The organism is Hyphomonas beringensis, from assembly GCF_000682755.1.
GTDB classification, from domain to species: Bacteria; Pseudomonadota; Alphaproteobacteria; order Caulobacterales; family Hyphomonadaceae; genus Hyphomonas; species Hyphomonas beringensis.
This window is the reverse complement of record NZ_AWFF01000065.1, coordinates 89,593-102,071: the sequence shown is the minus strand read 5'-3', so window position 1 is coordinate 102,071 and position 12,479 is coordinate 89,593. Positions and strand designations below refer to the sequence as shown.

7 protein-coding genes and 2 tRNA genes are annotated in these 12,479 nt (G+C 59.7%); 6 read left to right on the top strand and 3 right to left on the bottom strand.

The window, feature by feature from the left end; genetic code table 11:
* The first annotated feature begins 105 nt into the window (after positions 1-105).
* Positions 106-2,904 (top strand): TonB-dependent receptor, encoded by a 2,799-nt coding sequence (locus HY29_RS14830; RefSeq protein WP_034798283.1) that lies wholly within the window; start codon positions 106-108, stop codon positions 2,902-2,904.
* 90 nt (positions 2,905-2,994) lie between these two features.
* Positions 2,995-4,026, top strand: a complete 1,032-nt coding sequence (locus HY29_RS14825; protein WP_034798281.1) for a phytase — start codon at positions 2,995-2,997, stop codon at positions 4,024-4,026.
* A gap of 77 nt (positions 4,027-4,103) precedes the next feature.
* Here the strand turns inward: HY29_RS14825 and HY29_RS14820 are convergent, their stop codons facing one another.
* The 3 genes from HY29_RS14820 to HY29_RS14810 form a co-directional block, all read right to left on the bottom strand.
* Positions 4,104-5,927, bottom strand: coding sequence for a sensor domain-containing diguanylate cyclase (locus HY29_RS14820; RefSeq protein WP_034798279.1), 1,824 nt, complete (start codon positions 5,925-5,927; stop codon positions 4,104-4,106).
* 164 nt (positions 5,928-6,091) lie between these two features.
* Positions 6,092-6,165, bottom strand: a tRNA-Gly gene (locus tag HY29_RS14815).
* 31 nt (positions 6,166-6,196) lie between these two features.
* Positions 6,197-6,281 (bottom strand) — tRNA-Tyr (locus HY29_RS14810).
* Between the two features lie 107 nt (positions 6,282-6,388).
* Here HY29_RS14810 and rlmB point away from each other — a divergent pair.
* The 4 genes from rlmB (at position 6,389) to HY29_RS14790 (ending at position 12,433) form a co-directional block, all read left to right on the top strand.
* Positions 6,389-7,225 carry a 23S rRNA (guanosine(2251)-2'-O)-methyltransferase RlmB gene (gene rlmB / locus HY29_RS14805; protein WP_034798277.1) on the top strand — a complete coding sequence of 279 codons (837 nt, stop codon included), beginning with the start codon at positions 6,389-6,391 and terminating at the stop codon, positions 7,223-7,225.
* Positions 7,226-7,289: 64 nt separating this feature from the next.
* Positions 7,290-8,177, top strand: a complete 888-nt coding sequence (locus tag HY29_RS14800) for a hypothetical protein (protein ID WP_034798275.1) — start codon at positions 7,290-7,292, stop codon at positions 8,175-8,177.
* A gap of 99 nt (positions 8,178-8,276) precedes the next feature.
* Entirely contained in the window at positions 8,277-11,096 is a 2,820-nt protein-coding gene (locus HY29_RS14795) for a phosphoenolpyruvate carboxylase (protein WP_034798273.1), read from the top strand.
* 278 nt (positions 11,097-11,374) lie between these two features.
* Positions 11,375-12,433: a DUF4852 domain-containing protein gene (locus HY29_RS14790; RefSeq protein WP_034798271.1), complete on the top strand. Its 1,059-nt coding sequence runs from the start codon at positions 11,375-11,377 to the stop codon at positions 12,431-12,433.
* Positions 12,434-12,479 lie beyond the last annotated feature (46 nt).

Genomic DNA, 12,479 nt, shown 5'->3' with positions numbered 1-12,479 from the left:
AACCTAATGAAAGCGCAGGCCGTCACAAAAACATTACGCATCTGTCATTCAGGCGTAACGGAGCCGTGGGAACGGGCCGCCATCCAGAGAGAAGGACTTCCTCCCATGACTTCAACCACCCGCAAGCTTTTGCTCCTGGGTGCCGCCACGGCCACGCTGGCCCAGGCTGCTTCCGCTGACATCCTCAAAGGGGTTGTCACCGACGCGACCGGCGAAGCGCCGCTGCAAGGCGCAATCGTGACGATCGAGGAACTCGGCCGCAGCGCCTCCTCAGACCGCTTCGGCGAATACCGCTTCACCAGCATTCCGGCTGGCGACTATACGCTGTCGATCTCCTATGTCGGTGCAGACACGGTTACGGACTCGGTGAACGTCTCCGGCGACGCCACCTATGACATCGTGATGGGCGGCGATGTGCGCTATCTCGACAACGTTCTGGTCGTCGGCTCTGCAGCCGCCCAGGCCGGTGCCATCAACCAGCAGCGCGCCTCCAACTCCATCATCAACGTCATCGACTCCGACGGCCTTGGCAACTTCCCTGACACGACCGTCGCAGACAGCCTCTCTCGCGTACCTGGCCTCTCCATCGAGAACGACCAGGGCGAAGGCCGCTACGTCTCTATCCGCGGGATCAACACAGACCTGATCTCTGCCACCATCAACGGCGTGCGTACCCCCTCCCCGGAAGACCGCCGCGGCGTTCTGCTGGACGGTGTGCCGTCTGACCTTCTCGACGGCATCGAGGTTCAGAAATCCCTGACCCCGGATGTCGATGCCGACACGATTGGCGGTGTGATCAATCTGAAAACCATCTCCGCCTTTGACCGGGACGGCCAGTTTGTCCGCGCCAAGCTCGAAGGCTCCTACAATGAACTGACCGAGAAAGTGTCTCCGAAAGCCACGCTGACCTACTCCAACGTGTTCGGCGATAAACTGGGCGTGGCCGCATCCTTCAACTATCAGGATCTCAGCATCCAGGCCGACAATAACGAAACCGGCGGCTGGGGCTTCAACAAGGATGTTGGCGCCTTCGTTCCGGATGATGATTACGAAATGCGCTGGTATGATCTGACCCGCGAGCGCGTTGGCCTCGTCTTCAATGTGGACTTCAAGGCCACCGAGAATACCGAACTCTACCTCCGCACGCTGTACAATCGCTACAAGGATGACGAAGTTCGCAACAAGTTCGAAGTCCGCAAGCTGGATGAAGAAGACCCGACCATCACCGATACGGGCTTCACCTTTGACTTTGCACAGGCCGATGCCGAAGTGCGCCAGCGTGAAGAAATCCGCAACATCCAGACCTACTCCCTCGGCGGCAAAACCTTTGCCGGCAACTGGACCTTTGATTACGAAGTCTCCTACGCCTATGCCGAAGAGGATGATTCCAACAATCACGATGTCACCTTCCGCTCTAAAAAGCTGACAGGCGACGATATTATCGTCTGGGACAATTCCGACCCGAAAAAGCCGAAACTCTCCGGCACGGGCTATGACTTCCTGCGCGACCCGTCCAATTATAAAATGGACGCCTTCGAGCGTGAATACACAACGAACGAAGACACCGAATGGTCCTACAAGCTGGACCTGTCGAACGACACCGTCCTCGGCGACACGCCGGTCACCTGGAAGATGGGTGTAAAGGTCCGCGACCGCGAAAAAGTGCGGGACGTGAACCTGAACATCTATGAGCGTGATGATGTTCTGCTGACAGACTACATCACCGACGATTCCCGCATCTCCAACTGGCGCTTGGCCAATCCGATGTACCGCTGGCCCTCCGCAAGCCTGACCAAGGCCCTGCGCGGAACGTTCACGCCAGATGAACTGGACGAAGACGGCTCCAATTTCGACAGCCTCTCCGAAGACTACACGATCGACGAGATGATCATCGCCGGCTATGGCATGGGCACGTTCCAGATGCAGAACCTGACCGTCGTGGCAGGTGCACGTGTCGAGGCAACCGATGTCTCCGCCAAGGGCAATATCTTTGTTGAGGAAGACGACCCGGCAAATGTTGGCACACGTCAATATGATGATAATTATGCCCACTTCCTGCCCAGCCTGAACCTGAAATATGCCTTCGCAGACAACCTCGTTGGCCGCGCGGCATATTATGCTTCCATCGTGCGCCCAGCCTTCGGTGAAATGCGCCCGACCATTGCCCTGAACACTGATCGTGACGAGGCAGAGCTCGGCAACCCGGCGCTCGATCCGTACGAAGCCAACAATTTCGATCTTTCCATCGAATACTATCCGACGAAATTGTCCGTGCTGTCAGCGGGCCTGTTCTACAAGGACATCTCGAACCCGATCTTCGAGGCGACCTATGATATCGACCAGCTGCCTGACTCGATTGACCTGTCCTTCCTGGATGCCACCACGCTGGCATCTCTCGAAGAGGTCAAAACCTACATCAATGGCGGCAGCGCCACGGTGAAGGGCATCGAGTTCAACTATGTCCAGCAGCTTGATTTCCTCGGCGACGCCTGGGAAGGCCTGCTGGTCTCCGGCAACCTGACCCTGGCTGACTCCGAAACCGAAGTGCAGGATGAGGATGACGCCGCCCTGACCCGCGAGGTCCCGATGCTGAAGCAGAATGACCGCGTCTGGAACGTCGCCATCGGATACGACAAGGGCCCGTGGGATATCCGCGTCTCTGCCAACTACCGCTCTGCCTATCTGGACGAGCTGTTCGGCGCAGGCATTGACCGTTACACAGACGACCATATGAGCGTCGAAGCGTCTGCCAAGTATGACGTGAACGACCATCTGCAAGTCTATGTCGAAGGCAAGAACCTGACGGACGAGCCGGAATACTACTATCACGGCTCCAAGAGCCGTCTGTCCCAGTATGACGAATACGGCTCCCGCTACGTCTTCGGCGTTCGTTACACCTACTAGTCTGGCCGGATAGAGCTTGATCTCTGAGGCCGGGCAGGACACACCTTGCCCGGCCTCTTCCCTTTCCCCTCCTCAAGGAGCTGACACGTCATGAAACGCTATCTTCCCCTCGCTGCGCTGCTGGTGGCGGCCTGTGCCACAGAGCCAGCGCAGGATATCTACGAAGTCGAAACAGCGGATGTCTACGCCGCTTTTGAAACGGACCCGATGCCGACCAAGGGCGACACCGCCGATGATCCGGCCCTGTGGGTCAATCCGCTAGACGCCTCCAAAAGCCTGATTCTTGGCACCAACAAGGATGAAGGCCTCTATGTCTACGACCTGACCGGCAAGAAGACCCAGTTCGTGGATACCGGCCGCATCAACAATGTGGATGTGCGCGGCAATATCGCCGTCGCCTCCAATGATGAGACGAAGTCCGTCAGCTGGTTCTCGATTGACCCAGCCACGCTGACCGTCACGCATATCGGTGATACGCCGACGCTGAAAGACGAACCCTACGGCATCTGCGCCGGCCTGATCGATGGCAACTTCCTGGCCATCCCGACCTATAAGGACGGCACGATCCAGGTCTGGTCTGTTCCCTATGCCGAAGCCGAAGGCCTGAATGCAGAGCTTGTCCGCACCTACAAATTCGACAGCCAGCTGGAAGGCTGCGTTGTGGAAGATGATGGCCGCCAGGTCTTTGTCGGCGAGGAAGAGCACGGCATCTGGAAGCTGGATCTGGTCAATGATGAGAGCACCGCCATCTCCGTAGACACGATCGCCGCCCGTCAGGGCCTCGTCGCCGATGTCGAAGGCATCAGCATCTGGAAAGGTGAGGAAGGCTATGGCTATCTCGTCGCCTCCGCCCAGGCTGCTGACCGTTATGTCATCTATGATCTGGAACCGCCGCACGCCCGCGTCGGCGTTATCACCATCGTCGCGAACCCTGACGGCAGTGTGGATGAAGTTACCCATACCGATGGTCTGGATATCAACTCCACGCCCCTGCCCGGTTTCCCGAAAGGCGTGATGATCGTTCAGGATGATGCCAATCCGACATCTGAAGTCGCCCAGAACTTCAAGATTGTCGACTGGGCCCAGATCGAAACCGCAGCACGCCTGAACGACCGTCCGTAAGCGGCTTTCAGGTATCACAGCCTTGCAGAAAGCGCCCTCCGACGAAATCGGGGGGCGTTTTCATGTCTTGCGGGCTGTTACGCCACCATGTCCTCACCCTGGCTGAGCATGGCCTTGGTAACGCGGTTGCGGCCGTTTTCCTTGGACTCGTACAGCGCCTCATCCGCCGTCATGATCAACTTGTTGCCCGGGCAGTGATTGGGCGTTGTCGCGACCCCGAAAGAGGCCGTAATCTTGTCGATCGGTGTGCCATTGAACATGAAGTGCAGCGCGGAAATCTCCTTGCGGATGATCTCTGCCCGCCGCACCGCTTCGCCTGGCTCAACGCCCGGCAGAAGGAGGACAAACTCCTCTCCGCCATAGCGGAAAGACAGGCCGTCTTCCCGCGTGTGGGATTTCAGAACACTGGCCACTTCCATCAGCACACGGTCGCCCATTTCATGGCCAAAGGTGTCGTTGAAGGATTTGAAATTATCCACATCCAGCATGATGCAGCTGATCGGCTGGGTGGTTTCGCGCGCATCAGACAACAGGGTGCCGAGGCGCTGCTCCATCTTGCGGCGATTGGAGAGGCCCGTCAGGGAATCTTCCATCGCCTGATCGTGCAATTCCTCGCGCAGATGCATATTGGCCAGTGACAGAGCGATGTTCTCCGCCATCATGAACACATAGTGCTCATCCTCTATGCTGATCACGCCTTCCGGCATCTCGCAATATAACAGGCCGATCACCTCGCGCTGCGCCGTCAGCGGCACGCAAAGCGTAGCAATTTCGTTTGCTTGCTGTTCCTCTGGCGCGTCAGGCTTGAACATGTGCTGACAGGGCATGTCGGTTTGTTCCCCCCCCTGACGATGCGGGGCACCGCGCCGGATGGCCCAGCATTCAGCGGGGTCAAATGTCATGGCCGAGCCGAGCGGCTCACGCCAGTCACAGACCTGACGCATGACGGAATTGTTCTCGTCAAACAGGTACATCCTGCCTGGAAAGCCCGGCAGAATGGCCGGCAGGAACAGGCGCACGACATTGGCCACTTCCTTCTTGCTCTCACAGGCCTGCATCCGGTGCGTCATGCGGCTCAACAGGTTTCTCAGCTTGAGGTCCTGCTCCAGCTTCTCCTCCAGACGCAGGCGCTCCAGGCCATTTTCGCGGAAGACCTTCACCGCCTCGGCCATGTCGCCGATCTCGTCCATGTGACGGAACTCGCTGATCTCGACGCTGAAATCCTCCGCGGCAAGGCGGGTGACCACATCGCTCAGCTTGACCACAGGGCGCAGGATGCGGCGCTTCAGGATGAAATACAAAACACACAGGAACATCAGCGCCGTTGCGGCCAGAACCACTTCAGACATCACCCGCCAGAAGCGTGAGCGGATGATGGCCTGTTCCACGTCCACCTGCGTGCGCTGGTCCAGCAGGGCCTGAAAGCGCATGATGGTGGAATCGATCAGGCTCAGCTCGCCTTCATAATGGTCGCTGAACAGCATCTGGCGGGCGGTCTCAATATCGCCGGCCTGATAGGCCTCGATGGCGCGCTGCTGGTCGTTGACCAGTGTTTTCGCCATGTCGACGGCTGTCATCAGCGTGGACAATTCTTCCTGGCGCGCGCCCGCATCGTTCACCCGGCCCAGCATGGCCCGCGTGTCATTCAGATTGACGACGCCCGCATTGAAGTCTTCCAGATATTCCGGATTGCCGGAGATGACATATTCCCGGGCCTTTTCGGACTGGTAGAAGATCTCGCGATCCAGGCCAGACGTGGCCGTATCCAGCATATGGCGCCGCTCTACGGCGGCGCGCTCCATCCGAATGGCATTTGAGGCCATCAGCATGGCTGCGCCCGCAATCATGGAGAGCGCAACCGTGGTAACATAGGCGGTGTTTGTAATCGTAGATAAACGCATGACGCTACGATACCCAATTAGAGTTAACGCCAACGCGTCGCCTGCGGGGCAATTCCCAAATTTCGGGGAACCAAAAATTCATATTTTCCCGAGGGCTTTGACCGGGATCAGGCAGCAGAAAGATCGCCCAAGGCGCAAGCATTACAGCGGAAGGGAGAAGGGCTTGGAGCGGGTAGACGGAATCGAACCGACATACTCAGCTTGGAAGGCTGCTGCACTACCATTGTGCTATACCCGCGTCAGGCCTGTCCGGCGGGCGGGGACGCGGGTGGTGGAGGGAGCTGGATTCGAACCAGCGTACGCTAGGCGGCCAGATTTACAGTCTGGTGGATTTAACCACTCTCCCATCCCTCCACGGGACCCGCGACCACACGCCGTTTGACGCCGTCGCGCCGGGGCTTCACATAGGCGCTGACACGCCGCTGATCCACACCGGAAGCGGCCTTATAGGGAAACCCGAAATGGCGCGCAACCATTCTAAACGGCGAAAAGCACACGACAGTGCAGATAGTGGCCCCCGCCGGCATTCCGGCAAGCCGTCCCGCCCGCATCCACGGGGCGGAAGTCACCGCCACTCAGAGCCCGAAGACGGCCCGGTCTGGCTGTGGGGCACACATGCCGTCGCCGCGGCGCTGGCAAACCCGGCGCGGACCTGTCACGAGCTGCTGGCGACCGAAAATGCCGCGAGCCGCCTGCCCCAGGGCGCGATTGCGCCGACGCTGGTGACGGCGAAGGAGATTGACCACCGCGTGCCGGATGGCGCGGTGCATCAGGGCGTTGCGCTGAAAGTGGACCCGCTGGAGCCGCTGGCCCTGGAAGACCTGATCGATTCGGGTGCCAGCCATATTGTCGTGCTGGACCAGGTGTCAGACCCGCACAATCTGGGCGCCATCTATCGCTCTGCCGCCGCCTTCGGCTTTGGCGGACTGGTGCTGCAGACGCGCAATGCCCCGCCGATTACCGGAATTGTGGCCAAGACGGCTGTCGGCGCGATCGAGACGGTGAAGGAGGCGCGTGTCGTCAACATTGCGCGCGCGCTGGAGCAGCTGGGAGAGGCCGGATACCACACGGTCGGCCTCGCCGGGGAAGGCAAGCGCCTGATTGATGAGGCCGTAGATGGCGCACAGAAACTGGTCATCGTGCTCGGCGCAGAAGGCCCCGGTATTCGCCCCGCCGTGGCCAAGGCCTGCGCAGAGCTGGCGCGTATTCCGATTGCCCCGCAAATGGAAAGTCTGAACGTTTCCAACGCAGCCGCGGTCGCCTTCTATGAGAGCAGCCGTAAGCGATTCCCACAGTGACAAAGCTCTGCTAGGGATTAACCCTAATGCTGTGGGGCATCACTGACGGAGCATCTGGACCGCCATGCTGAGACTGATTTCCATCCTTCTGTTGCTGTGCGGCCTCGGCGCCGCCGGCTATGCCGGATCTGTTCTTCTGGAACAGTACGTGCCCCATGAAGAGGTCATGACCGCCAATCCTGTGGAAGAGGCCGAAACCGAACAAGCCTTCGACATGGCCGAAACAGAAGCCCTGCCGCCGATCACCGAAGATGATGTGATCGCTGAAGAGCCTGCCCCTGCACCGCGCGCCGCCCGGTCGATCAGGCCGGACGACATGGAAAGCGGCATGGCCGACAGCGAAATGGCCGAGTTCAGCCCGGAATCTGCCGAGATCTTGGAGAGCTTTGATACGCCGCTGGCCAGCAGCCGGTCCGCCAATGTGCAGCCATCTGTGTCACAGGATTTCATCGAGAATTTGAAAACCGTTCCTGTGGCGCATGAGACGCCCAGCACGGCCGAATACAAGCGTGCCTTCGATGTGACGCTGGCCATTGATTCGACCGGCGACGACACCGCCGCCGATGCCCTGCCTGGCCGGGGCAATATCATTGAAGGCGAAGCGAAAGTGTCTGATCGCGTTGAAGCCCGCCTCAGCGGCGCAAACTTTGAGATCGTGCAGATGTCTCCGGACGTGCAGGCCCTGTCGCCGCTGACAGAGAATGTCTGGCGCTGGTCCGTCACGCCGCTGTCTGCGGGCAGTCATGATCTGGTCTTCGAGATCTATGCGATTGATGAGGATACGGTGACGCCGCTGCGCACATTCCGGGACACCGTGACGGTTCAGGTTTCTGGCCTCAACCGCGCAATTGCCTTTGCGGATCAGGCAAACCCGCTCTTCGTTCTGCTGGGCGGTCTCGGCTCAGCGATTGCGGGGCTGATCGGCGTGATTCGCTTCTTCGGACGCAAATAGACAGGCGCTGGCGACGCGCTGAGACGGATATTCGGCAAATTCCGGCCCTGTTTGGGTCAGCCCCTTTGACTTTGGGGCAATTTCCGTCTTTCTGGCGCTATGACAACGTTATCTTCCAAGCTTTCGCTCGAAACTGCGCAGGATTATCTGCGCGAACAAGCCGCCCGGATCGATGTCGACCCGATGACCAATTCGGTCTTTGCGCTGGCCCAGACCCTGTTCCGCCAGATTGAGGCAGGTGATGCCAAACTGTCTGATCTCTCCAAACTGGCCGATGAGGTGCACCTGGACCTGATCGAGGAGCGCGCCGACCGGTTCCGTGCTCAGCATTCCGGCGGCAAGGCCAAATCCGCACGGGAAGACCTGATCGCCGATCTGGACGCGCTGGCCGCAAAAGGGCTGGACGCATTCCGCAGCGCTGTGGAGCAGCCGACCGGCGGCATCGTGTTCACCGGTCACCCGACCTTTGCCCTGTCGCGCCCCCTGCGCAATGCGCTGGCCGATCATGTGGTCAGCCCCACCAAGACGAGCCGCACCGCGCTGATGCGCCAGATCCGCACCGATTCACGTGCCTGGAACCAGGCGATCAGCCTGAAGGGCGAGCATGACGAAGTGCAGGCCGCCATCGCCCATGCCGCAACCGCGCAGCTGGCCTATGCCGAAGCCGTCATCACTGTCGCGCGCAAGGCGTTCCCGGATGAGTGGCGCAGCCTGAACATCTATCTGCCGACGCTGGCCAGTTGGGTAGGCTATGACCTTGACGGCCGGACGGACATTCACTGGTCGCAATCGCTGACCTTCCGCCTGGCGGAAAAGGCGAGCCAGCTCGGCCGCTATGCCGAGCAGCTGGAAGCGATGAGCGGCAGCCAGAAGATCGGCCCGCTGGCCAAGCTGACCCAGCGCCTGAAAGCGGCCGCTGACGAGACCGCGAAACATGCGGACCTGTTCGCGGCGGACCTGACCGATCCGGACAATCTGGTACCGGCGGCGAATGCCCTGACAGCGCATTCCAGCCGCACCCTGCTGGATGCGGATGAGATTATCTCTGTTCTGGACGGTGTGCTTCCGAAAGCCGACGACCAGCTGGCCGCCAACCTGATGGCCCTGCGGGCGCAGGTTCAGGCGCTGCAGCTGGGCACGGCGCGCATCCATCTGCGCGTCAACGCTGCGCAGGTCCGTACCGTGATCAATCGCGATTTGGGGTTGCAGACAGAAGACCGGGAGCTGGGCCGCCTTGCCCTGGCCGAACTGGCGCAGAAGGCGCGCAAGTCAAAACCCGTGCCGGTGAACTTTGCCGATCTGTTCCTGGAACAATCCACGGCCCGCCGCCAGTTCATGATGTGCGCGCAGATCCTGAAACATATTGATGCAGGCTCTGTCATCCGCTTCCTGATTGCCGAAAGTGAAAACCCGGCCACCGTGATGGGCGCGCTTTACCTGGCCCGGCAATATGGCGTCGACGACAAGCTGGACATTTCCCCGCTGTTCGAAACGCCGGAAGCGCTGGAGACCGGCGGCCGCTTTATTGAGCGCCTTCTGGAAGAACCTGAATTCCTGGACTATGTGAAGCAGCGCGGCTACCTCTCCATCCAGCTCGGTTTCTCCGATGCCGGACGGTTTATCGGACAGGTCGCCGCCGATATGGCGATCGAACGCATCCACAATCTGATCGCGCGGGCGCTGGCCGCCAAGGGCGCCGATGTGGATTTGCTGATCTTCAACACGCATGGCGAGAGCATGGGGCGGGGCGCCTGGCCGGGCACGTTCGAACAGCGCTTTGACCATTTGCTGACGCCATGGACGCGCGCCGGGGCCCGCGCCCGCGGTTTGCAGCTGCGCCATGAGGTGAGCTTTCAGGGCGGTGACGGTTTCCTGCACTTCGCCAATCCGACGCTGGCCGAAGCGACCATGTCGGCCTGGTGCCGCCATACGCTGTCAGATCCCGGCGATACGAGCCAGGACCCGTTCTATACGCGCACGGATCTTGTCTGGGATTTCTACCGATCCCTGCGCGGCTGGCATGAGAATTTGTTCGACAATGCCGATTATGGCCGCCTGCTGGGGGCGTTCTCCAGTGCGCTGACCGTGAAGGCGGGCTCTCGCCCTAAACGCCGCGCAGCCGGCCCGGTTGGCCCGCGCAGCCTGCGCGCGATTTCCCACAATGCGACGCTGCAACAACTGGGCATTCCGGTGAACACGGCTGCGGGCATCGGCTCATCCCTGCAGCGCGAGATGGAGCGCCTGGTGGAACTGATTGATGCCAGCCCGCGGATGCGGGGGCTGATCCTGCTGGCGCTGAATGCGCGTGTGCTGACCAGTCTGCCGGCCCTGCGCGCCTATGCTGGCGTCTATGACCCCAGCGTCTGGATCGCGCATGCCAAGCTGGCAGAAAACGACAAGGCGAGCGCCTATCGCGGCGTCTATTACACGCTGCGCAATACTGAAACCGCGCACTCCATGAACCAGATTGCCAACTACCTGACGGTGGATCTGGGCAAGTTCGACCGCCTGATTGCACAGCTGAATGATGCGCCCTCAATTGAGGAACGTCATGAAGGCCGACTGGACATTCATGTTCTGCATGCGGTGCGTCAGGCCTTGATCATGAGGGCGTTCACGATTGTCGGCGGTCTGCCCCGCCTGTCAGAACGCCATGATGCCAGCACGCGAGACCTGGTTGAGATGGTGGCCGAACTGCGCATTCGCGAGGCGGTGGAATTGCTGTGCGAGATCTTCCCGCGCTCTCGCGACCAGGATACGCCGCTGAAAGCGCTGACCGAACCGGGCAGCGAGGCGCGCGTCGCCAGCTATGGCTATGATCGCATCCACAAGGATATCATCACGCCGCTGGACGATATTGACCGCACCCTGCATGGCATCAGCCTGGCCATCGCCCACGCCTATGGCGCGTTCGGCTAAGCGGGCGCGACGTCAGGGCTTCATCTGGCGTTCATTTTTCTTATCATAGGTAAAGCCCGGGAATCATGCGTGATTTCCGGACTTTGGCCGGGCTGTGAGGGTCTGGCTCCATGCAAGAACAGATCAGCATGGCACGATAGGGGGAAAGGGATGTCTACGCCTCGGGCGCAAGCACTCGTTAAATTCAAACCGACAGACCAAGGCCTGCCAGGTCATAGGTGTGCCTCCTGTTCTTCTGGTTTTTATCTGAAGTGCCCTAAGAGTGACAGGACTTACCCATGAATCTGACCAAACACCTCGCCCGTCTCGGCACCGCCAGTCTTTTTCTGGCCATGGCCGCCTCGCCCGCGCTGGCCGAGACGAAAGATGCCCCTGCCGAAGCCAGGCTGAACCCAGTGAATGCCGCCCTATTGTATCATCAGGTGTCTGGTGAACCGGCCCCGGTGACCAGCATGATGGCGAAGCCGCTGAACATGCGGTTCGACAACGAGTTCGAACGCCGCCGCTTTGCAAAGGAAGCCTTCCCCGCCTTCCAGAAGATGGCGAAGGATGTGCTGGATCAACCCGCCTATTATGCCAAATTCTCTGTGCGCCTCGGCGACTATGACTTCACCAATGAGCGCTTCCCGCTGAACGGGATTTATAGCGGATCCATGTATTTCCACTATGATGCCGGCAAGGCAGGCTCAGAGGGCCTGGACTATGCCGTTCGCATCGTGAACACGGATGACATCAAGTTCCTGGACATGGCCCCGGATCAGGCCGAAGCACTGTTGAACAAAGTGAATGGCAAGATCAGCGCCGAAATGTGGATGGTGCCAACCTCACCTGTCTCCGCAGGCTGGATCAAGATGAACAATGACTATTTCCGCACGGTCCAGATGAAGGCCACCGTGCTCAAACTGTTCGACAAGAATGGCGACCTGATCGCGGAAATTAAAAGCAAGACGCCGAACCTGAAGAACAAGGCCAAAGCCGTGAAGGATAACCCGATCCGCGAGCCGGAGTTCTCCAATCCCTGGACGGCAGAAGATGCACCAACTGCGATCCTGGATCACTACAAATGGTACATTCAGGGGAAATACAAAGTGCCAAATAGCGACTATGGGGCGGATTCCTTCCAGAGCGTGATGGAACTGGGCGGCGCCGTCGCCAAGGGGTGCACAGCCTCTTTCGGATATTCTGAATGCAAGCGCCTGATGACTGCACGCCGGAATATGGTGAACCGCTGCGCCGCCACGGTTGCCAAGGAACGCAAACGCGAATGCTACAAGATCGAAGATCTTCCGTACACAACGGAGGAAGCAGATTCCTATTCCAACCGGACGTCCAACTAAGCCGTCGCACCTGTAGAAAAGGACACCGCTCCAGCTAGGCGCTGGG